The organism is Micromonospora marincola, assembly GCF_056150385.1.
Genome location: NZ_JAXCFT010000008.1, coordinates 48,883 through 70,315, shown reverse-complemented (window position 1 = coordinate 70,315; position 21,433 = coordinate 48,883). Strand labels below are relative to the sequence as shown.

Genomic DNA, 21,433 nt, shown 5'->3' with positions numbered 1-21,433 from the left:
CTTCCGCCGGACCGGCTTGTTCGCTTCCCCGCCCGGCCTCAGGCGCCGATGCGCTGCTCGGGCACCGACAGGCCGTAGAGCGCCATCAGTTCCGGGCTGTCGATCCGGCTGCCGTCGGCCACCGAGTCGCAGGAGATGTCGACGATCTGGTCCTTGTGCGCCAGCAGGTAGGGCCGGGCGCCGACGTCGGCGCTTGCCAGCGTGGCGATGCCGGGCCAGTGCCGGCGGCCGAAGAGCATCGGGTAGTTGCGCAGGCCGTCGTAGGTGGCGCAGACGAGCGCGTCCGGATAGGGCAGGGCGGCCACCCGGCGTACCGCAGCCGCGGTGAGCCCGGGCATGTCCACCGGCACCACGACGACCGCCTCGACGGTGTCGTCGGTGAGCGCGGCGAGCCCGGCCCGGATCGACGAGCCCACCCCGGTCCCCCAGGCCCGGTTGACCACGACTGTGGCGCCGGTCAGGTCGGTGGTCCGCCGCACCTGCTCGGCCGCCGCGCCCAGCACGACCACGACCTGCGCGCAGCCCGCGTCGGCCATCGTGTCGATCATCCGGCTCACCAGCGGCTTCTCGCCCAGGTGCAGCAGCGCCTCGGGTCCGCCGATGCGGCGGCCCCCACCAGCGGCGATGATCATTGCAGCGATCCGGTTCAGCGGTGCCCCCTCGACCAGGGGGACGGACCGGGCACAGCAGCGCCCGGTCCGTCCCGTCGTACGCACACCGGGCCCAACGAGCGCGCTCGGGGCCGGGTAGCGGGGCAAAACGGAAAATTGTGTGACTATGCCGCATCCGCGTAGCAGTCCACCGTGGACAGGTCGAGCGGGAAGCGGACCGGAGTGTCGCCGAACAACAGCCGGGAGGCCCGCTCCCCGGCGGCGGTGACCGCCTCGGCGACCGCGCCGGCCCGACCGACCGGGCAGTGCACCACCACCTCGTCGTGCTGGAAGAAGACCAGCTCGGCCTCGGTGCAGGCCAGCTCGGTGCGGAGCGTGGCCAGCAGCGTCGACGCCCACTCGGCGGCGGTGGCCTGGATGACGAAGTTGCGCGTGAACCGCCCACGCGAACGGGCCGCGCGCGCCGACGGGCTACGCGGATCCGCCTCGCCGTCCGGCGTCACCTCGTCCGCGTCGGCGAACCCGACCGCGCCCGGCGGGCAGGTACGCCCCAGCCACGACCGGACCAGCCCACCCACCTCACCGGTGCGGGCCGCCGCCTCGACGTAGCCGAACGCGGTCGGATAGCTCTTCCGCAGCACCGCAAGCGCCGGCACCGCCGCGCCGCCGGTCTGCCCGTACATCGCGCCGAGCAACGCCACCTTGGCCCGGGACCGGTCACCGGCGAACGCGTCCCGGGCCAGCGCGGCGTACAGGTCGCCGGCGCCACCGGCCGCCGCCAGCCGCTCGTCGCCGGAAACCGCGGCGAGCACCCGCGGTTCGAGCTGGCCGGCGTCGGCCACCACGAACGTCCAGCCCGGATCGGCCACCACCGCACGCCGGATCACCTTCGGGATCTGCAACGCCCCGCCGCCCCGGGTCGCCCAGCGGCCGGAAACCACGCCGCCGGGCACGTACTCCGGGCGGAACCGGCCGCCGGACACCCAGGCGTCGCGCCAGGCCCAGCCGTGCGCCGTCCAGATCCGGTAGAGCTCCTTGTATTCCAGGACCAGCGGCACCGCCGGGTGCTCCACCCCGCGCAGCACCCACGCCCGGGTGTTCGGCAGCTCCACCCCCGCCCGGGCGAACGCCCGCAACAGCTCCGCGGGCGACTCGGCGTGCAACAGGCGTACGCCGAACGCGGTGGCGATCCGCGCCTGGAGGTCGGCCAGCCGGCGGGGTGGCCCGCCCACCGGGGACGCCTCCCCGAGCAGCTCGGCCAGGATCGCGTCGTGCACGTCGACGCGCCAGGGCAGGCCGGCCGCGCCCATCTCGGTGGCGACCAGGACGCCTGCCGACTCGGCGGCCACCAGCAGCCGGAACCGGCCGGGGTGGGTCGTCGCCGCGATCCGGGCGAGTTGGTCTTCGTACACCCGGGTCAACGCCGTGAGGCCCGGGCCCGGCGGGCCGGACGGCGGGTCGAAGAGCGCGCCCTGGCCGTGGCCGGGCGGCTCCGGCGGGCGGGGCGGCGGATCCGGTGGGACCGGCGCCCCGGTCAGCCGGGCCCAGGCGGCGGGCAGCGCACGTGGCTCGCCCCAGCGGCCGGCGTGCCCGAGCAGCAACGCCTCGGTCAGCTCGACGTCGTGGCAGCGGTCGAGCCGGACCCCGGCGCGCAGCAGCGCCGGGTAGACGCCGGCGCCGGCGGCCCACACCCAGCGGGGCCGCTCGGCCGCCTCGCGGGCACCCACGGCGGCGGCCAGGTCCGCCACCTCCTCGGCCGGCCCCGCCGGGCGCCCGTCGACGTCGAGCGGTTGCAGCACCCCGCCGCCCCGCTCCCCCGCCACCACCGCCACCACCCGCACAAACGCGATTCTGCCTCCCCCCACCGACAGGGTGAGGTGTAAGGCGGGGGCCCCGCTTAACAGCGCGGTGTTAAGCGGGGCCCCCGCCTATGCAGAAAACGTTAAGCGGGGCCCCCGCCTTACTTGCTGACGCCTGCGGTGAGGCCGGACTGGACCTGGCGCTGGAAGACGATGTACACGATCAGCACCGGCAGCATCGCCATGGTCACGCCGGCGAACAGCCCGGACCAGTCGGACTTGTAGCCCTGGTTGACCGACAGCTCGATCAGCCCCTGCGCGATGACCTGGCGCTTCGGCTCACCGGCGACCGACTGCATGAGCAGGGTCGGCAGGTACCACTGGTTCCACTGGCCGAGCACGTTGAAGATGCCGATGCTGATCAGGCCCGGCTTGGCCATCGGCAGCATCACGCTGAAGAACGTGCGGGTGTGCGAGGCCCCGTCGACCGAGGCCGCCTCCGCGATCGTGTCGGGCAGCGTCCGGAAGAACGAGTGCATGAAGAAGACCGTGAACGACAGCGACCAGGCCACGTAGACCAGGATCAGCATGACGTGCTTGTTCGGGCCGAGCAGCGGGAAGGTGACCCCGGTGTTGTAGACGCCCTTGAACAGCGGCACCGCGGCCAGGTAGATCGGCAACGTCAGCCCGGACAGGAACATGTAGTAGATCAGCCGGTTGCCGCGGAACTCGAACCGCGCCAGCGCGTACGCGGCCATCGAACCGAGCAGCATGGTCAGCGTGACGCTGCCGGCCAGCACCAGGAGGGTGTTCAGGAAGAACGACCCGAGGTGCCCCTCGGTCCAGGCCCGGCCGAAGTTCTCGAAGTGCAGCTTGTCCGGGATCAGGGAGAGCGGCTCGCGGATGACCTCCGAGTCGTCCTTGAGCGCGGACATCACCACCCACAGCAGCGGGTAGATGACCATCACGGCCCAGACCACCAGGAAGATGTGGGAGAAGCCGTTGAAGATCCGGGAGCCGACCCCGGCCCGGTGCCGCTCCCTCCGGGGTACGGGGGCGGCGCCCGATCCGGTGGCGGCCTGTCCGGCCCGGTCGAGACCGTGTGTCGCCGTGCTCATCGCCGCGCCTCCTTCAGTACTCGATACGGTCACGACGGGTGATCCTCAGCTGCACCGCGGCGAGCAGGATCGTGAAGATGGCGAGCGCGACACCCATCGCGCAGGCGTATCCGAACTGGCCCTTCTGGAACGCGGTGAAGTTGAGCACCGACGCGAAGATCTCGCTTGCGTGGTTCGGCCCGCCCTGGCTCGGCGTCATGACGAAGACCAGGGCGTACATGTCCAGCGCGATGAAGCCGAGGTAGACCCAGGCCACCGAGATGCTGTCCCGCAGCAGCGGCAGGGTCACCCGGAAGAAGGTGTGGAACCGGCCCGCGCCGTCGAGGATCGCGGCCTCGTAGATGTCCTTCGGGATCGACTGCATGGCGGCGGAGAAGAGCACCATGTAGAAGCCGGCGCCGCTCCAGACCGCGATGAGCAGCAGCCACCACAGCACCGCCGGCACGCCGAGGAACGGCTCCGGGTCGGCGGTGAAGGCGATCGGGTTGTCCGCGTCCACCAGACCGATCTTGATCAGCAGGCCGTTGATCAGGCCCTGCCCGTCGGTGCGGTAGATCTGCTGCCACATCACGGCGATGACCACGAGCGACAGCACCTGCGGGAAGAAGAAGATCACCTTATAGAGCGCGGAGCCGAACACCCCGCGGATGCCGGCCCTGTCCTCGCGTCCGCCCACGTTGAGCAGGAACGCGAGGAACAGGGCCAGCGCGATCGTGAACAGCGGCACGGTGACCAGGAAGAACACGTTGTGCCAGAACGCCTTCCGGATCAGTTCGTCGGAGAACAGCCGGACGTAGTTGTCCAGCCCGACGAAGCGCTGGGAATCCGAGTACCCACCCCAGTCGGTAAGCGAGTAACCCGCCGCCTGGGCGAACGGCCACACCACGTAGAACAGGTACAGCGCGACGGGCAGGGCCAGGAAGCCCGTGACGAAACGCGCGACTCCGTGCCGCATTGAACTCACTTCCTCGACAACGTCAGGCGGTGCGGGTCTGCTTCTTGATCGACGAGTCCTTGGCGACCTTGTCGGCGGCAGTCTGCATCTTGTCGACGAACTGCTGCGCGGTCAGCCGGCCGGCCATCAGCTCCTCGGAGAGGTTCTGGCTCTCCTTGTCCAGGTCGGCGTAGAAGTCCGGGAACTTCACCGAGATCAGCTCCCCGCTACCGCCCTTGACCAGGGCGTTCGCGCTGGCCAGCGCGGTGTCCTGGACCTTGTCGCCGGAGCCCTTGGTGGACGCCAGCGACTTGGTCAGCTCGGCGAACTTCGCCGACCCGGCCTTGGACAGGATGGCCCGCAGGAACTCCTTCGCGGCCTCCTTGTTCGGCGCCTTGCTGGGCACCACGAAGCCCTCGCCGGAGGAGGCGAAGACGTCCTTGGCGGCCTTGTCGCCCGGCTTGCTCCAGTAGTCCGAGATGGTCAGCTCGAAGCCCGGCGGGATGGTCGACGCCATCTCGTTCTTCAGCCACGTGCCGACCTGGATGAACGCCGCCTTGCCGTCCAGCCACGCCTGCTGCGACTGGGTGTGGTCGAGCTTGCCCGGCAGCAGCAGCTTGTCCTTGACCAGCTTCTCCCACGGCTCCAGCGCCCCGACGATGCCGTCGGCCTTCCAGGCGCCGTCCTTGAGGTTGTCGATGTCGACGACGGCCTGCTTGCCGACCGCCTTCCAGATGCTGGCGAACAGCGCCCAGCGCGGGTAGTAGCCGTGCGCCGCGTCGTGCACGTACGGCGCCATGCCCTTGGCCTTGATCTTCGGCGCCAGGGCGAAGAACTCGTCCCAGGTGGTCGGCGCCGTCCACCCCTCCTTCTTGAACAGGGCGGCGTTGTACCAGTTGCCCCAGACCGTGTAGGCGACGTTCACCACGTAGAACTTGCCGTTCTGGGTGCCGTCGGCGACGGTGCCCGGCAGCAGCGAGTCGGCGACCGTTCCCTCACCGTCCCACGCGGGCGCGGTGAGCAGGTCGTCCAGCGGCTCGATGGCGCCCTCGTTGATCAGGGTGCTGCGGTCCATCATGTCGGCGCCCGAGTTCATCACCAGGTCGCTCGGCTGCGTCGCCATCTTGGGCTGCTCTTCGGTCTTGATCTTCTGGGTGGAAGACATGTTGACCGTGACGTTCGGGTGCTTGGCGTTGAAGACGACCTTGTCCTCCTTCGCCCACTGGTCGCCCAGGCCGCCGTTGAAGACGACCACCTTGACGGCGCTGCCGTCCTTGACACCGAACGGGTTGTCGTTGCTCTTGGCCGCGCCGCCGCCGTTGTCGGACTTGCTCGGCTCACTGCCGGCGCAGGCGCTGAGCAGACCGGCCGCCGGGATGGCCAGCAAACCGGCCGCGCCGGCGCGCTGGAGCAGGGTCCGACGGCTGAGGTCGGACTTCTCGGGGGTAACCGACATCTTGTCTCTCCTTGTGGTGTCGGGTCAGGCGGTCCGCCGGAGGCGCCCGGCGTACCGCGACTCGAGGGCGAGGTTGTGCTCGTCCCCACCGGGGACGTTGGCGGAGAGGTAGATAGGGGGCACCTCTCCGGCCTGGTGGAACCGTCGTACGACCTCGGCGGTCAGCAGCTGCGCCAGCAGCGCCGCGGTGACCGATGAGACCGCACAGACCGCGCCGCCGCCCTCGAGCGGCAGCAGTGCGTCGCCGTACGGCGCGCCGTTGTCCAGCACGACGTCGGCGAGGTCGACGAGCCGGCGCCCGGAGGGATGCCGAGGGGCGACCCGGGCCGTGTGCTCGACCGACGTGACCGCGATCAGGGGGTGGCCGCCCCGCTTGACGAGCGTCGCCAGCTCGACCACCGAGCCGTTGATGCCTGACTGCGAGGCGACCACGAACACGTCCGCCGGCTGCGGCGCCGCCAGGGCGAGGAGATCATGCGCCACCGCCGGGTCGCGTTCCAGCTTGGGATCGGCGAGCACGTCGCGGGGCGCGTCGCCGTGCAGCACGAGGTCGTGCAGGGAGAGTCGGTTGGCGGGGACCAGGCCGCCGGCCCGGGCCACCAGCTCGGCGGCGAACGCCTCCGAGTGGCCGGCGCCGAACGCCTGGAGCACGCCACCGGCGCGCAGGCCGCCGGCGATCAGGTCCGCCGCCCGGTCCACCGCCGTCGCCTGGCTGTCCACGAGCCGGTCGAGGACCGGGCGGACGGCGTCCGCGTACCCCTGGGCACTGATCATGAGAGGGCCCCCTTCGCGGCCTTGTGCCCGTCGACGGCCTGGGCGGTACGCCGGAAGGCCGCGTGGGCGCGGTCGTGGGTGCGCTGCGCCACCGCGATGTAGAGCAGGTCGAGTACGACGAGCTGCGGGTGCCGGGCGGAGAGCGCGTCCGGCCGGAACGTGGTGGCCTGGCTGGCGGTGACCAGGACGATGTCGGCCAGCTCGGCCAGCGGCGAGCGAGGGAAGCCGGTCAGCGCGACGGTGGTGGCCCCGCGGCTGCCCGCCTCGGCGAGCAGTTCGATGGTCTCCCGGGTCTGCCCGCTGTGTGAGATGCCGAGCGCGACGTCGCCGGTGCTCAGCAGCGCGGCGCTGGACAAGCCCTCGTGCACGTCGTTCCACGCCCAGGCGGCCACCCCGATGCGGTGCAGGCTGAACTGCATCTCCTCGCCGACCAGGGCGCTACCGCTGGCGCCGAAGATGTTCACCCGGTTGGCTCCGGCGATGGCCACCGCGGCGCGTTCCACCTCGGCCAGGTCCAGCAGCGCGGCGGTGTCGTGCATGGCCCGGGTGTCGGCGGCCATGATCTGGTCGAGCACCCGGGACAGCGGGTCGCCTGGTTGGATCTCACGGCCGATGTCGACGGTCCAGCCCGCGGAGCGGGCTCGGCCGGTCTCGGCGGCGATGCCGAGTCGCAGGTCGGCGTAGCCCTCGAAGCCCATCGCCCGGCAGAACCGGGTGATGGTCGCGGGTGAGGTGCCGCTCCGCTCGGCCAGCTCGACGATCGTCGCGCGGGCCGCTGCCTCCGGGTCGCTGAGCACGTGCTCAGCGACCCGGCGCAGGGCTCCCGTCAGCTCCGCCGCGCCGGCCCGGACCCTGGCCAGCACCCCGTCGACGCCCCGCCGGTCGGCCGGAGCGGCGTCGACCACCGCGGTCCCCGCGGACGTCTCGACTTCGTGCTCGGCCATCGGCGGGCGCCTTTCGGAAAGGAGTGTTAACTGTTAGTGGTAAAAGTTCTTACTGAAGGCCCCTCCGTGTCAAGTCTGTGGGCGAAGTTTTCAAACTGTTACCTGACGCCGGGCCGCGATCTTGCGCCGGGCGGACCGGCCCGACCAGCATGGTGACCATGTCGGACACCGTCGTGGTCGGCCTCGACATCGGGGGTACGTCCACCCGCGCCACCGCCCTGAGCCTCGACGGCGTACGCCTGGGCACCGGTCGCGCGGGCGGCGGCAACCCGACCAGCCACGGCGCCGAGCGGGCCGCCGCCGAGCTGCTGGCCGCCCTGCGCGCGGCGCTCACCGGCGTCGACCCGACCCGGGTACGCGCCGGCGTGATCGGCCTCGCCGGCGCCGGCCGCCTCCTCGCCGACCCGACCGGCCGCGCCGCCTTCGACCGGGCGTGGGCCGAGGCGGGGCTCCGGTGCCCGTACACGGTGCACGGCGACGCCCTGGTCGCCTACGCCTCCGGCACCGCCGCCCCGGACGGCACGGTGCTCATCGCCGGCACCGGCGCGATCGCCGCCCAGGTGCGCGAAATGCGCCTGGACCGCACCGCCGACGGTCACGGCTGGCTGCTCGGTGACGCGGGCTCCGGGTTCTGGCTCGGCCGGGAGGCGGTCCGCCGGCTGCTGGCCGACCTGGACCGGGCCGACGCGCCAGGGGAACTGGCCCGCCGCGTCCTGGCGGAAGTGACCGGTAGCAGCGAGGTGGCCGCACGTCCCAGGGCGACCGTCGACGCCGTGGTGCAGGCGGTGACCCGGCGCCCACCGGTGGAGCTGGCCCGATTCGCGCCACTTGTCGTCACGGCGGCCCGCGCGGGTGAGCCGACCGCCGCCGCCCTGATCGCCGAGGCCGCCGCGCTGCTGGCCGGGAGCGTCGCCCGCATCCGCCCCACCGGCGCGACCGACCCGCTGGTGCTCGGTGGCGGCCTGCTCACCGGCGACACCCCGCTCGCCGACGCGGTCCGGGCCGAACTGGCCCGCCGCTGGCCGGCCGCCCCGGTGCGCACCGCCGGTGACGGCGCCGCCGCCGCGGCCTGGCTCGCCGCCCGCGACCTGCCCGAGGTGGCCGATCCGACCGCGCTGCACGCCCGGCTCGTCCCGCCGCCCGCCTGACCCGAGCGCTGGTCCCCGCGCTCTGCCCTCCGCGCCCTGCCCTCCGCGCCACGCCCTCCGCACCGACGGATGGTGACTCCCACGCTCCCTTTGGAGCTGAGAGCAACCACGACTCACCACCATCGAAAGTGACGGCCGGTGACGCGAGTCGTTCCTGCGCTCAGCTCGAAAGGCACCCGTGAGCGACCGGCCGCCTCGTCAAGCGCCCGCGCGCGGGAACGCCCCCGGGCGCCTACAAACTTGATGACATGGATGATTCACCGACGGTCGGCTGCCACGAGTCGTCCGTGTCATCAAGTTTCTAGCCGCCGATCGGCCGTTGCCGCCGCCTCGCTTCAGCCGCGTCAGGCGCGAGGCCGCTGTCGGTCGGCGGGGCCGCTGTGGTCGGCGACTCCCGGGAGATCTCCGCGACGACCCGGAGACCGTGGCGCAGGGACCGCCGAGCCGGGCCCGCCGAACCGTTCGGCGCGCCCGGCGGCAGCAGACAGCACGGCGGGCCACCGGCCAAGACCAGGCCAGGCCAGGCCAGGACGGATCAGGGCAGCGCGGCCAGTGTGTCGGCGAGACGGGTCCAGACCGTGGTGCGCCAGCCGCCGTCCAGCAGCGTGAACGTCCGCCGCTGGAGCGGGTCGTCCGGGTCGAAGCCGGCGTGTTCCAGGAACAGGCGGGTGCCCCGGCCCTCCGGCGCCAGCGTCCAGGTGACCACCGTGTCGAGCGGGCCGCCGCGCCAGGCCCACCGCATCCGGCGTGGCTCGTCGAGCTCCAGCACCTCGCAGTGGACCGTCCCGTCGAAACCCTGCCCGGGGCGCGGGACGGTCCGCAGGGTGAACCGGTGCCCACGGGCCGGCCGGAAGTCGTTCGGCATGAGCCAACGGCCGATCAGATCAGAATCGGTCAGCGCGCGCCACACCTTTGCCGGCGGATGAGGCAGGAACTGGTCCACCGCGATGCGGGCCGGCTCACCCATCCGGCATCCCGTCCAACACGTCGCGCAGGCCCGCCAGGCGGGACCGCCAGAACCGCTCGTACGGGGTGAGCCAGTCGGCCACCTCGCGCAGCGGCTCGGGGCGCAGCGCGTAGAAGCGCTGCCGGCCGACCGGCTGCTCGGTGACCAGGCCGGCGTCCTTCAGCACCCGCAGGTGCTCCGACAGGCTGGGCCGCCGCATGTCGAAGCGGTCGGCGAGTCGCTGCACCGGCTGCTCCCCCTCCTCGCGGAGCAGCCGGAGCAGCTCCCGTCGGGTGGGGTTGGCGAGGGCCGCGAACACGTCCGGCTCAGACACGGGTCTCCTGGAGCACGATGCCGTTGCCGTCCGGATCGGCGAACGTGACGTAGCGGCCCCAGGGCGCGACCTGGACGCCGTCCTCGGCGAACACCAGGCCCCGCTCGCGCAGCCGGGTGACGTCGGTGTCGAGGTCGTCGGTCTCCAGGACCAGGCCACGCAGCGAACCGGGCGGCATGCTGTCGAACCAGGTGACGAGCGTCAGCGTGGTCGCGGCGCCCTTCGGGGCCACCTGGACCCAGCGGCCACCGGGCCCCATCGGGTTGTCCCGGACCAGGTCGAGGCCGAGGACGTCGACGTAGAAGTCACGGGCCCGGTCCTGGTCGCGGACGGGCACGGAAACGATCTGCACATGGGTGACGGACATGACCGCCAGCATAGGTAGGAGATTCCCTACCGGTCAAGCAATTCCGTTATCCGTATCGGTCGTGGTCGGCTGCAATAGCCTGAGACCATGCGCCGCCTGCGGCAGCTCGCCGAACGTACGCCGCCGGGGCGGGAGCGCTACGTCGACCTGCTCCGGGCGCTGGCGATCACCCTGGTCGTGCTCGGCCACTGGGGCGTGACCGTGATCGGGTACGACCACGGCCGTCCGGCCGGTCACTCGGCGCTCACCGACCTGCCCTGGGCCTGGCCGCTGACCTGGCTGGCCCAGGTGATGCCGGTGTTCTTCCTGGTCGGCGGCTATGCCAACGCCGCCTCTCTCACCGCCCGCCGAAGCCGGGGCGGGACCCCCACCGGTTGGCTTGTGGACCGCAGCGCCCGGCTGGTCCGACCGACCACCATGCTGCTGCTGGTGCTGACCGCCGGCGCCGCGGTCGCCACCGTACGCGACGCCGAGCCGGCCCAGATCCGTACCGTGGTCTGGTTCGCCACCATCCCGCTCTGGTTCCTGGTCGCCTATCTCGTGGCGGTGGCGCTGACCCCGCCGATGTACGCGCTGCACCGCCGGTTCGGGCTGGCCGTGCCGGCGGTTCTCGTCGGTCTCGTCGCACTCGGTGACCTGGGCCGGCTGCTCGGTCCGGCCGGGCGGGCCGACGGCAACTACCTGTTCGCCTGGCTGGCCCTGCACCAGCTCGGCTTCGCCTGGTACGACGCCCGCGTACCCGAGCTTCCCCGCCGCCGCCGGCTGCCGCTGTCCCGCCGGGCCGGCGCGGTCCTGCTCGCCGGCGGCCTGGTCGCGCTGGTCCTGCTGACCGTCGTCGGGCCGTATCCGGTGGCGATGCTGCACGTGCCGGGCGAGCGGCTGGACAACGCCGCGCCGCCGAGCCTGGCGCTGCTCGCCGCAGCCACCACCCAGCTCGGGCTGATCCTGCTGCTGCGCCGCCCGGCCGCGCGCTGGCTGCGCCGGCCCGGCCCGTGGCAGGCGGTGATCGCGGTCAACGCGGTGGTGCTCACCGTCTTCCTGTGGCACCTGACCGCCGCGATCCTGCTTGTCGGCCTGCTGGACGCGCTCGGTGTGCTGCCCACTCCCCCGGTCGGGTCGCCGGCGTGGTGGGCCTGGCGGATTCCGTGGCTGCTGGCCCTGGCCGTGGTGCTCTCGGCCCTGATCGCCGTCTTCGGCCCGGTCGAGGCCCGCACCCGCCGCCCGGCCGGCTCCCGGGCGGGGCGGCCCGACGGCGAGCACGGCGCGGTGTGGACCGTGCTTGCCGTCGCCGGGTACGCCGGACTGGTCGCCGGACTGCTGCTGAACAGTGTCGCGCCGAAGAGCGCGCCGGAACCGCTCGGCCTACCCGTACCGGCGCTTGTGGCGTACCTGGCCGGCGCGGGACTGCTGCGGCTGCTCAGATCCGGATGGGGCAGCCGTGGTCGGCCCCCGCCGCGACGCGGGTCCGGGGCGCGGGGCGGGGCCGGTGCCCGGCGAACCGCCGGGCACCGGCCGTGAGCCCGGCGGTCAGTTGACGTAGACGCCCGGGCTGCCGGTCTTGCTGGTGTCCCGCACCGGCGAGTAGGTGGCGGTGAAGTAGGCGGTGCCGAAGCAGAGCGACGGCCCGGAGAACTTGGTCAGGGCCTGGTTGGTGAAGGCGATCGAGTTGGTGGCGTTCGCGGCCACGCCGGTGAGCTTGTTCGCGCTGGTCCGGTAGACGCAGGTGATCGCGCCGAGCAGCGAGTTCAGCACGACGGTGCTCTGGATCGGCGCGGCTGCGGTGCCGGAGATGGTGACCACGCCGGCGCTGGTGACCGCGGTGGTGTACGGCAGGTTGTTGACGGTCACGCTCTGCACGCCTGTGGTGCCGAGGACGTTCGTGGTGCAACTGGTGAACGTCTGCGCGGTGAGGCTCTCGGTGGCGGTGCCGGACGCCGTCGGGTTGGTCAGCACCTTCGCGCTGAAGCTTGACGCGGCGCACTTGATGCCTGTGGTTCCGCTGGCCGAGGAGTAGAACGTGGCGTTGGTGCCACTCTTCAGGCTGGCCTGGATCACGTCACCCACCGAGACGGCGGTGCCGGCGGGGGCGGGATAGGTGAGCACGGCGCTGGCGAGCGCGGTGGCGGGGGCGGCGGTGGCGGGGGAGGCGCCGACCAGACCGGTCAGCAGCGCCAGGGCGGCGAGGCCCGCGCCGATACGTCCGTACCTGGGCATGGTTGTTCCTTCCGGCGGTGGGACGGAGTGGTGGATGGAGCCGGGAGGGCGGGGACGGGCGGCGATAATGACAGCCGTTCGGGCCCTCGGTGGAGATCACCAATGGTGACGGTGGGCGAACTAAGCGTGTCGAAAGTTATAAACCTCAGAGGGTCGTAAAGTCAACGCATCAAGGAGGGCCGATCTTTTGACCATCCAGAGCCCGCCCCCGCCGGCCCCCCTGCCGGGCGCGCGGCACGGCCGCGATCCCGACCGGGCGATCAAGCGCGGCCCGCGCCGCGTACCGGCCGAGGAGGTGGCGGCGACCCAACGCGACCGCCTCTTCGACGGGCTGGTGCGGGAGGTCGCCGCCCGGGGGTACGACAACGCCCGGGTCAGCGACATCTGCCACGCCGCCGGGGTCACGAGGCCGGCGTTCTACGCCCTGTTCAGCGGCAAGCAGGACGCGTTCCTCGCCGCGTACCGGCACGGCATCGCCGTGGTCTCGCAGTTGATGGAGGCCGCCTACGCCGAGGCCGGTCCGGCTTGGCCGGAGGCCGCCCGCGCGGCGCTGCGTACCCTGCTCGACGTGCTGGCGAGCGTGCCCGCCTTCGCCCGGATGGCGCTTGTCGAGGTGGACGCGGCAGGTCCGGACGCGCGCCGGGAGCGGGACGCGCTGGCGCACAGCTTCCGCTGGTTCTTCGCCGACGCCGGTCCGGGGCCGGCGGTGGCCGGGGTGGACCGCGACGTGCTCGTGTCCACGGTGGTCGGCGGCATCTACGCGACGGTCCGCGCCCGGGTGGCCCAGGGGCGGGCGGAGGAGTTGCCGCTGTTGCTGCCGGTCCTCACGTACGCGGCCGTCGCGCCCTTCCTCGGCCCCGAGGACGCGCGCCGGGCCACCCGGCCGGACCACCCGGACGACGGACCGACCACTGTGGCTCCCTGCGCGCCCTGACGGGTCGAAAACCGCAGCGGTTTTTCACTTTGGCCGCAATTGGCAGATGCCGGGCAACGATCTGTTGACCCTCCCTTTACTCAGCGGTAACTTCGGCCTGCGCGAGCAATTCACATCGTCCCGAATGAATTGATCTCGAAAGGGAGCCGCCATGTCGGAGCAGACCGCACCGATCGAGTCCGGCCAACCGAGCAGCGGCGTGCGCTGGCGCCGGTTCGCCGTCACGCTCGGCGCCGTCGCGGCCGGCGCGGCCGGCATGGTCGTGCTCACCGCCCAGGGCGTGCTCGGCGCGCAGTTCGCCATCTCCGGCATGCCGTTCACCGTCACCGCCGACAAACTCGAAGGCACCGGGTTCGAACAGTTCGCCACGCTCGACCAGATGATCCCGGACAGCCCCAACCAGGGCGACACCGGCGGTCAGGTGGTGGTGATCGTGTCGGCCATCGACAAGGCCGAGCTGACCAACCTCTGCCAGAGCATCAGCCTGGGCGGGATCAACCTGCGGATCACCGCCGGCGGCTCCGGCAAGCCGGTCACCGCCCGCACGCTCGTGGTCGACGGCGACGAGGTGGCCGGCAACGCCTCGTTCAAAAACATCAACGTCGGCCAGGACGCCAGCACGGTGGACCAGGTCCCCGGCGTGAAGGGCAACGCGGGTGTCTTCGCCCAGCAGGCCGACTCGGTGACCATCACCAACCTGCGGCAGAACAACTACGCCACCACCGCTGCCGTCTTCACGCTGCCCAACCTGCACATGGGCTTCAGCTCCGACGGGTGCTGAGGTGACCGCCGGAGCGCACGCGGCGCCTCTCGCCCGTGCACGGTGGCGCCGCTGGCGGCGGGCCCGGCCGTTCACCGCCGGTGTGCTCGTCGCGCTCGGCGGCGCCGAGATGCTCGTGACGCTGCGCGCGCCGCTCGGGGTGCTGCTGCACGTCGGGCCGCAGGGGCTGGCCGCGTACCTGGTGCCGGCCGTCCTCGTGCTCTGCGGGGTGCTGCTTGTCGCCACCCCGCAGCAACGGGTCTTCTACGCGCTGCTGTCCCTGCTGCTCGGGCTGGTGTCCTGGCTCACCTCGAACCTGGGCGGCTTCCTGATCGGCATGCTGCTGGCGCTTGTCGGCGGCGCGCTCGCGTTCGCCTGGACCCCGGACAAGCGACAGGCGCCGCCCGCGCCACCCGCGCCCGCCGCACCGGCACCGGCACCGGCACCGGCACCGGCCGACGACGCGCTGCCCGCCGGGTGACTCAGCGGGCGGTGTCGGCCACCGCCTGCGCGAACACCTCCGAGCGGTGCTCGAAGTTGCGGAACCGGCCGTAGCTCGGCGCGGCCGGGGACAGCAGCACCACCCCGCCGGCCGGGGTGACCTTGCGCGCCAGCCCGACGGCGGCGACCAGGTCCTCGGCCAACTCGGTACGCACCGCCGGCAGCCCGGCCAGCGCCTCCACGATGCGGGGGCCGCTGTCCGGGATGCCGATCACGGTGATCTCCCGCTCGGCGAGGTGCTCCCGCAGCGGCGCGTAGTCGAGCCCCCGGTCGGTGCCGCCGACGATCACGGTCAACGGCCGCCCCTCGTACGCGTCGATCGCGTGCATCGCCGCGTACGGGCTGGTCGCGAGCGTGTCGTCGACGAAGGTCAGGCCGGACGGGTCGGGGATCTCGGTGAGCCGGTGGGCCAGCCCCTGAAACTCGGCGACCGCCACGGCCAGGCTGTCCCGCCGCGCGACCACGTCCACGCCGAGCGCGTCAAGCACGGCAAGCGCGACGCACAGGTTGCCCTCGTTGTGCCGGCCGACGAGCGGCAGCACCGCGCGCGGGAAGAGCGGGGCGTCGCGCATGTGGAACCACGGCGTGCCGTCCGGGCCGGTGGCCACATGGGTGGTGTCAGGTGAGCCGGCCCGGACCGCGGCCCGGCCGCCCAGCTCCACGGCCAGCCGCGGGTCGACGCCGTTGACCACCACCGTGTGCGGGCCGTGCGCGACCAGGTTCAGCTTGTCCCGGTAGTACTCCCGCTCGCCGCCGTGCGCGTCCAGGTGCTCGGGGAAGAGCGCGGTCACCACCGCCACCCGGGGCGAGTCGGTCAGGTCGGCGCACTGGTAGCTGGACAGCTCCAGCACGTACAGCTCGGCCTCGGGCAGGTCGAGCAGCGGCACCCCGATGTTGCCGCCGAAGACGTTCGGCCGGTCCATCGCGGTGAGCAGGTGGCTGATCAGGCTGGACGTGGTGCTCTTGCCCTTGCTGCCGGTCACCCCGACGGTCCGGTCGGCGTGGTCGGCCATCCAGAGCGCGCTGCCCTGGGTGATCGGGACACCACGGCGGCGCAGCTCCCCCATCCACGGGTGGGTGTTCGGCACCCCCGGCGAGCGGACCACCACGTCGGCGGCGGCCAGCCGCTCGAAGCCCTCCTCGCCTGTCACCAGCGGCGCCGCGGCGGCGAGCGGACCCTCCCAGGGCAGGCTGAGGAAGTTCGCGCTGTCGTCGACGGCGACCAGGCCGGCCGGGCCGTGCGCGGCGATCGCGGTCACCGCGGCCCGGCCCTCCCGGCCGGCGCCCCAGACGGCGACATGACGTCCGCGCAGATCAGACAGGCGCACGGGCTCTCCTCGGACTCGGTCGGTGGGCGGCGGGCGGGGGTCCCGCCCAGCCGGACACGGGCGGACGAACCAGGGCCTAGTATGGCGTGTGCCCAACGAGCAGCTCCGGCGGATGGACGCCTTCACCTTTCCGTCCTACTCGATCGACTTCGCCACCGGTGAGGTCCTGTTCGACTACGCCCTGACCGGTCCCGACGGCGAGCAGCGGTTCACCGAGGTGATCACGCTCCCGCTCCCCGCCGAGCCGGTCTCCGACGCCACCGCGGCCACCCTCGGCCGGGTGCTGGACCTGCTGCACGTGATCGCCGGCGTCAGCTACTACAAGGCCGCCGCGCCGCCCCGGCTGGTGCTGCCCGCGCCGCTGGGCGCCGCCGCCGTCGAGCTGGTCACCGCCGTCTACACCAAGGGCCTCGCCGAGTACGCCTACCGCAACGACCTGTCGTACGTGCTGACGTTGCGCCCCGAGGTGCCGGCCGGCTCGGTCGAGGCGGCTGCCCCACTCGACAACTCCGACCGCCGTCCGCTGTCGGCCGTCGGCGGCGGCAAGGACTCCATCGTCACGCTTGAGGCGCTGCGCCGGGCCGGGTTCGACCCGGTGCCCTTCTCGGTCAACCCCAACCACGTGATCGTCTCCGTCAACGAGGCGTCCGACCTGGTGCCGCTGGCCGCCCGACGGCGGCTCGACCCGGCGCTGTTCGAGCTGAACGCGGCCGGCGCGCGCAACGGGCACATCCCGGTCACCGCGATCAACTCGCTGATCGCGGTCGCCACCGCCGTGCTGCACGGGCTCGGGCCGGTGGTGATGTCGAACGAGCGCTCCGCGTCAGACCCGAACCTCATCTGGCAGGGCCACGCGATCAACCACCAGTGGTCCAAGGGGGTCGAGGCGGAGGGGTTGCTGCGGGCCGCGCTGGCCGAGCACGCCGGGCTCACCGAGCCGTACTTCTCGCTCCTGCGCTCCCTGTCCGAGCTGCACATCGCCCGGCTGTTCGCCGAGATCGACAGGTACGACGCGGTGGTGACCAGTTGCAACGCGGCGTTCAAGCTGCGCGACGCGAGCGAACGCTGGTGCCGCGACTGCCCGAAGTGCCGGTTCGTCTTCCTGGCCATGGCGCCGTTCATGCCCCGCGAGCGGCTCACCGGCATCTTCGGCGGCGACCTGCTGGCCGACGGGTCGCAGCTCCCCGGCTATCGGGAGTTGCTCGGCATCGACGGGCACAAGCCGTTCGAGTGCGTCGGCGAGGTGGAGGAGTCGGTGGTCGCGCTGAGCCTGCTCGCCCAGCAGGACCAGTGGCGGGACGCCCCGGTGGTCCGCGCCCTGGTCGCGGAGTTGCCCGACACCGCCTGGCAGGCGGCGTCCACCTCCGACGTCTTCACCCCGGCCGGCCCGAACTTCGTCCCCGCCCCCTACGCGAAGGCCCTCGCCGCCCTGACCTGACCGTACGGCCGGCCCCATTCCGTGATCGGCACCTCCGATATCCCAACTCCATGGTCGACTGCCGGCTCCGGCCCGCAACTCAGGGCGGTCCGTCCCTCCCGAATCGAGTAGCGGAGAACTGGCAGGCGCCGAACGGGGTGATCAAGGAGTTTGCGTAGCCCTGGAGGCGGCGACGCGAACTCCTTGATCACCCCGGCAGTGGGCCGGGGCCGAGGGCCGAGGCGGGGTGATCATGAAGTTAGACCGAGGTTTCGCCTTATTTGTCCCCGCCAACCTCATGATCAGGCATCGGTCCGCCCCGGCCCAGCCCGGCCCAGCCCGGCCCAGCCCGCCACGGTCCGTCGATCTTGGAGTTGTGGCACCTCGCAAGACCGGCTTTTCGGGCGCATCTTGGCACCACAAGTCCAAGATCGACGAGGCAGGGCGGGGCAGGGCAGGGCGGGGCGGGGCGGGGCGGGGCGGGCGAGGGGGTCACACGGTGCGGACGGCGTCCAGGGCGAGCAGGGCCACGTGCAGGGAGAGGCACTGGTCGACCGAGTCGAGGTCGGCGTCGAGGATGCGGCCGATGCGAGCCAGCCGCTCGTAGAAGGCGGGGCGGGACAGGTGCGCCGCCGATGCCCCCGCCGACTTGTTCCGCCCCTGCTCCAGATAGGCCCGCAGGGTGCCGAGGAGCTGCTCGCGGGGGTGCTGGGCGTCGTAGGCGAGCAGCGGACCGAGTTCCCGCTCGACGAACGTCTGCAACCGGGGTTCGTCGCGCAGCAGGTGCAGCAGCCCGGCCAGCCCGACGTGCGGCAGCCGGAAGCAGGGCAGGTCCCGCGCGTCCCGCCGGGCCGCCTCGGCGATCTGCCGCGCCTCGACAAGTGACCGGCGCGCCTCCCGCAGGCTGCCCACCCCGGAACCAGCCGCGACCACGATCGCCGGTCGGGCCGGAACGTCAACCGGGCGCCCCGACCCGGCCGAGCCACGAACGACCCCGTCAACCGGGCGCCCCGACCCCGCCGAGCCACGAACAGCCCCGTCAACCGGGCGCCCCGACCCCGCCGAGCCACGAACAGCCCCGTCAACCGGGCGGGCCGGGTGGGGAGCGGGCGGGCGGACCGGGGCGGCGTCGAGGCGTACCCGGCGCAACGCCGTGGCGAACGCGGCGAGCGACTTCTCCTCGGCGGCCGGGTCGGGCAGCGCCAGCAGCGCGCCCACGGCCTGGTCGTCGACGGCGCTGGTGAGTGCCGTGAGGTTGGCTTCCCGCACGGCCTGGCCGACGGCCTCGGCGAGGTCGCGCAGCCGGGCCGGGCCGGCCTCGGGCCCGGTGTCGGCCCCCGGCGCGGCGGCGTCGCCGGCCGGGTCGTCGCTGCGGTGCCGGACCACCACGCCGACCAGGTGGCGGCGGTCCAGGGTGACGCCGAGCGCCTTGGCGCGCAGCGCCACCTCGTCCACCGGGCGGGAGTGGTCGATAAGCGCGGTCAGCAGGGTGCGGTGGATCTGCCGTTCCAGGCCCTCGGCGTCGCGGCGGATCAGCCGGCCCAGGGCCAGCGTGGAGGCGGCCCGCTCGATCAGGATGGTGAGCCGCGTGGGCGGCGCGGCCTCGGCCGCCGCCCAGCGCAGCAAGAGCCGCCCCCAGTCCTGCCCGCGCGCGCCGACGGTGGTGACCAGCCAGCCGCTGTCCGGGTCGTACGCGGTGCGTCCGGCCGGCCGGATCCGCCGGGAGTGCTGCTCCCAGCCGTCCAGCAGCAGCTCCGCGTTCTCCCCCGCCGGGTCGTACGCGAGCACCTGCCGGGACAGGTTCTCCAGCACCACCGGGCAGCCGGCCAGCTCGGCGGCCTGGCGCAGCACCTCGGCCGGTTCGGCGCCCTCCACGGACAGTTCGGTGAACCGCTGGTGGATCTCCTCGGTGGCGCGCAGCTCGGTGAGCTGGGCGTCCACGATCAGCGCGTGCACCGCTTCGGTGATCCGGACGAACGGCGTGCCGTGACGCAGCTCGATCAGGGGTAGTCCGCGCCGTTCGGCGGCGGCGACCATCACCCGGGGCACCCCGCTGACGTAGCGGCGGCCCAGCTCGACGACCAGCCCGGAGACGCCGACGTCGGCCAGGTCGCCGATGAACGCGCGCAGGCCGGCGTCGTCCGCGGGCAGCCCGATGCCGGTGGTCAGCACCAGCTCCCCGCCGCCGAGCAGGGTGGCGATGTCTGGTACCTCGGCCACGTGCACCCAGCGCACCGGGCGGTCCAGCCCGGCGTCGCCGGCGACCAGGCGCGGCGCGCCGTGGCGTACCGGACCCAGGGCGAGCACCTCACGCACGGTAGGGAACACGGGCGCCACGCTACCGTGCGTCACAAGGGTGCCGGACGGGCTGCCCCGGTTCAGTCGACGCCGAACTCCATCGCGGCGCGGTCGAGCCACTCGTCCGCCGCCGAGGGGACGCCCCGGGAGGCGATGGCCTCCGCGCCGCCCTCCGGCATCGCGCCGATCAGCCCGGTCGAGGCCGCCTGCGCGGCGCCGACCATCCGGTGCGTGCCGGCGCCGCCGACCATGCCGAGCGAGGCGTACTGCTCAAGCTTCGCCCGCGAGTCGGCGATGTCCAGGTTGCGCATGGTGAGCTGGCCGATCCGGTCGGACGGGCCGAACGCCGAGTCCTCGGTGCGCTCCATGGACAGCTTGTCCGGGTGGTAGCTGAACGCCGGGCCGGTGGTGTCCAGGATCGAGTAGTCCTCGCCCCGGCGCAGCCGCAGCGTCACCTCGCCGGTGACCGCCGTGCCGACCCAGCGCTGCAACGACTCGCGCAGCATCAGCGCCTGCGGGTCCAGCCAGCGGCCCTCGTACATCAGCCGGCCCAGGCGGCGGCCCTCGGTGTGGTAGTTCGCCAGGGTGTCCTCGTTGTGGATGGCGTTGACAAGCCGTTCGTACGCGGCGTGCAGCAGCGCCATGCCTGGTGCCTCGTAGATCCCCCGGCTCTTGGCCTCGATGATCCGGTTCTCGATCTGGTCGGACATGCCCAGGCCGTGCCGGCCGCCGATGGCGTTGGCCTCCAGCACCAGGTCGACCGGGCTGCCGAACTCCTTGCCGTTGATCGTCACCGGGCGGCCCTGGTCGAAGCCGATCGTGACGTCCTCGGTGGGGATCTCCACGGCCGGGTCCCAGAATCGGACCCCCATGATCGGGCTGACCGTCTCGATGCCGGTGTCGAGGTGTTCGAGCGTCTTCGCCTCGTGCGTCGCGCCCCAGATGTTGGCGTCGGTGGAGTATGCCTTCTCGGTGCTGTCCCGGTAGGGCAGGTCACGGTCGAGCAGCCACTCCGACATCTCCGTGCGCCCACCCAGCTCGGTGACGAAGGCGGTGTCGAGCCACGGCTTGTAGATCCGCAGTTGCGGGTTGGCCAGCAGGCCGTACCGGTAGAACCGCTCGATGTCGTTGCCCTTGAAGGTCGAGCCGTCGCCCCAGATCTGGACGTCGTCGGAGATCATCGCCCGCACCAGCAGGGTCCCGGTCACGGCGCGGCCCAGCGGGGTGGTGTTGAAGTAGGCCCGCCCGCCGGAGCGGATGTGGAAGGCCCCGCAGGTAAGTGCGGCCAGCCCCTCCTCGACCAGGGCGGCGCGGCAGTCGACGAGCCGGGCGACCTCGGCGCCGTAGCTGAGCGCGCGACCGGGCACCGAGGCGATGTCGGGCTCGTCGTACTGGCCGATGTCGGCGGTGTAGGCGCAGGGCACGGCGCCCTTGTCGCGCATCCAGGCGACCGCGACAGAGGTGTCGAGGCCGCCGGAGAAGGCGATGCCGACGCGTTCGCCGATGGGCAGGGAGGTGAGAACCTTGGACACAAGGAAGATTATGCGTCA

General features: G+C 72.6%; 20 protein-coding genes. 6 read left to right on the top strand and 14 right to left on the bottom strand.

What is annotated here, in order from left to right; translation table 11 throughout:
- Positions 1-38 precede the first annotated feature (38 nt).
- From SM450_RS18735 to SM450_RS18705, 7 genes are all read right to left on the bottom strand, one after another.
- Positions 39-632, bottom strand: coding sequence for a nucleotidyltransferase family protein (locus tag SM450_RS18735; protein ID WP_474621034.1), 594 nt, complete (start codon positions 630-632; stop codon positions 39-41).
- Positions 633-775: 143 nt separating this feature from the next.
- Positions 776-2,482 carry a bifunctional 3'-5' exonuclease/DNA polymerase gene (locus SM450_RS18730; protein WP_474621155.1) on the bottom strand — a complete coding sequence of 569 codons (1,707 nt, stop codon included), beginning with the start codon at positions 2,480-2,482 and terminating at the stop codon, positions 776-778.
- 89 nt (positions 2,483-2,571) lie between these two features.
- A complete protein-coding gene (locus SM450_RS18725; protein WP_474621033.1) occupies positions 2,572-3,528 on the bottom strand; it encodes a carbohydrate ABC transporter permease in 957 nt (318 codons plus the stop codon).
- 13 nt (positions 3,529-3,541) lie between these two features.
- Positions 3,542-4,483, bottom strand: coding sequence for a carbohydrate ABC transporter permease (locus SM450_RS18720; protein ID WP_474621032.1), 942 nt, complete (start codon positions 4,481-4,483; stop codon positions 3,542-3,544).
- A 22-nt stretch (positions 4,484-4,505) separates the two neighbouring features.
- On the bottom strand, positions 4,506-5,918 hold the full coding sequence (gene ngcE / locus SM450_RS18715; RefSeq protein ID WP_474621031.1) for an N-acetylglucosamine/diacetylchitobiose ABC transporter substrate-binding protein: 1,413 nt from the start codon (positions 5,916-5,918) through the stop codon (positions 4,506-4,508).
- Between the two features lie 24 nt (positions 5,919-5,942).
- Positions 5,943-6,692 carry a sugar isomerase domain-containing protein gene (locus SM450_RS18710; RefSeq protein ID WP_474621030.1) on the bottom strand — a complete coding sequence of 250 codons (750 nt, stop codon included), beginning with the start codon at positions 6,690-6,692 and terminating at the stop codon, positions 5,943-5,945.
- On the bottom strand, positions 6,689-7,636 hold the full coding sequence (locus SM450_RS18705) for a MurR/RpiR family transcriptional regulator (RefSeq protein WP_474621029.1): 948 nt from the start codon (positions 7,634-7,636) through the stop codon (positions 6,689-6,691). The genes SM450_RS18710 and SM450_RS18705 overlap by 4 nt, the downstream gene beginning before the upstream one ends.
- A gap of 158 nt (positions 7,637-7,794) precedes the next feature.
- Between SM450_RS18705 and SM450_RS18700 the strand changes: the two genes are divergently transcribed.
- Positions 7,795-8,784: an N-acetylglucosamine kinase gene (locus SM450_RS18700; protein WP_474621028.1), complete on the top strand. Its 990-nt coding sequence runs from the start codon at positions 7,795-7,797 to the stop codon at positions 8,782-8,784.
- A 535-nt stretch (positions 8,785-9,319) separates the two neighbouring features.
- On the opposite strand, the gene SM450_RS18695 is transcribed toward SM450_RS18700, so the two are convergent.
- From SM450_RS18695 to SM450_RS18685, 3 genes are read right to left on the bottom strand one after another with little or no spacing between them, the layout of a single operon-like run.
- Positions 9,320-9,751, bottom strand: coding sequence for an SRPBCC family protein (locus tag SM450_RS18695; protein ID WP_474621027.1), 432 nt, complete (start codon positions 9,749-9,751; stop codon positions 9,320-9,322).
- Positions 9,744-10,064, bottom strand: a complete 321-nt coding sequence (locus tag SM450_RS18690; RefSeq protein WP_474621026.1) for an ArsR/SmtB family transcription factor — start codon at positions 10,062-10,064, stop codon at positions 9,744-9,746. The genes SM450_RS18695 and SM450_RS18690 overlap by 8 nt, the downstream gene beginning before the upstream one ends.
- Positions 10,057-10,431: a glyoxalase superfamily protein gene (locus SM450_RS18685; protein ID WP_474621025.1), complete on the bottom strand. Its 375-nt coding sequence runs from the start codon at positions 10,429-10,431 to the stop codon at positions 10,057-10,059. Before SM450_RS18685 ends, SM450_RS18690 begins: the two co-directional genes overlap by 8 nt.
- Positions 10,432-10,518: 87 nt before the next feature.
- On the opposite strand from SM450_RS18685, the gene SM450_RS18680 reads away from it, so the two are divergent.
- Positions 10,519-11,949: an acyltransferase family protein gene (locus tag SM450_RS18680; protein ID WP_474621024.1), complete on the top strand. Its 1,431-nt coding sequence runs from the start codon at positions 10,519-10,521 to the stop codon at positions 11,947-11,949.
- Positions 11,950-11,958: 9 nt separating this feature from the next.
- On the opposite strand, the gene SM450_RS18675 is transcribed toward SM450_RS18680, so the two are convergent.
- Positions 11,959-12,645 carry a Tat pathway signal sequence domain protein gene (locus tag SM450_RS18675; protein ID WP_474621023.1) on the bottom strand — a complete coding sequence of 229 codons (687 nt, stop codon included), beginning with the start codon at positions 12,643-12,645 and terminating at the stop codon, positions 11,959-11,961.
- A 187-nt stretch (positions 12,646-12,832) separates the two neighbouring features.
- On the opposite strand from SM450_RS18675, the gene SM450_RS18670 reads away from it, so the two are divergent.
- From SM450_RS18670 to SM450_RS18660, 3 genes are all read left to right on the top strand, one after another.
- Positions 12,833-13,579, top strand: coding sequence for a TetR/AcrR family transcriptional regulator (locus SM450_RS18670; RefSeq protein ID WP_474621022.1), 747 nt, complete (start codon positions 12,833-12,835; stop codon positions 13,577-13,579).
- A gap of 151 nt (positions 13,580-13,730) precedes the next feature.
- A complete protein-coding gene (locus tag SM450_RS18665; RefSeq protein ID WP_474621021.1) occupies positions 13,731-14,360 on the top strand; it encodes a DUF6230 family protein in 630 nt (209 codons plus the stop codon).
- A 1-nt stretch (position 14,361) separates the two neighbouring features.
- Entirely contained in the window at positions 14,362-14,820 is a 459-nt protein-coding gene (locus SM450_RS18660; RefSeq protein ID WP_474621020.1) for a DUF6114 domain-containing protein, read from the top strand.
- A 1-nt stretch (position 14,821) separates the two neighbouring features.
- Here SM450_RS18660 and murD read toward each other — a convergent pair whose 3' ends face one another.
- A complete protein-coding gene (murD, locus tag SM450_RS18655; RefSeq protein WP_474621019.1) occupies positions 14,822-16,168 on the bottom strand; it encodes a UDP-N-acetylmuramoyl-L-alanine--D-glutamate ligase in 1,347 nt (448 codons plus the stop codon).
- A gap of 88 nt (positions 16,169-16,256) precedes the next feature.
- Here murD and SM450_RS18650 point away from each other — a divergent pair, with 88 nt between their 5' ends.
- Positions 16,257-17,606: a MurL-like N-terminal domain-containing gene (locus tag SM450_RS18650; RefSeq protein ID WP_474621018.1), complete on the top strand. Its 1,350-nt coding sequence runs from the start codon at positions 16,257-16,259 to the stop codon at positions 17,604-17,606.
- Positions 17,607-18,077: 471 nt separating this feature from the next.
- On the opposite strand, the gene SM450_RS18645 is transcribed toward SM450_RS18650, so the two are convergent.
- Both SM450_RS18645 and argG read right to left on the bottom strand, forming a co-directional pair.
- Positions 18,078-19,913, bottom strand: a complete 1,836-nt coding sequence (locus SM450_RS18645) for a PucR family transcriptional regulator (RefSeq protein WP_474621017.1) — start codon at positions 19,911-19,913, stop codon at positions 18,078-18,080.
- Positions 19,914-19,963: 50 nt separating this feature from the next.
- Positions 19,964-21,415, bottom strand: a complete 1,452-nt coding sequence (gene argG, locus SM450_RS18640) for an argininosuccinate synthase (RefSeq protein WP_474621016.1) — start codon at positions 21,413-21,415, stop codon at positions 19,964-19,966.
- Positions 21,416-21,433 lie beyond the last annotated feature (18 nt).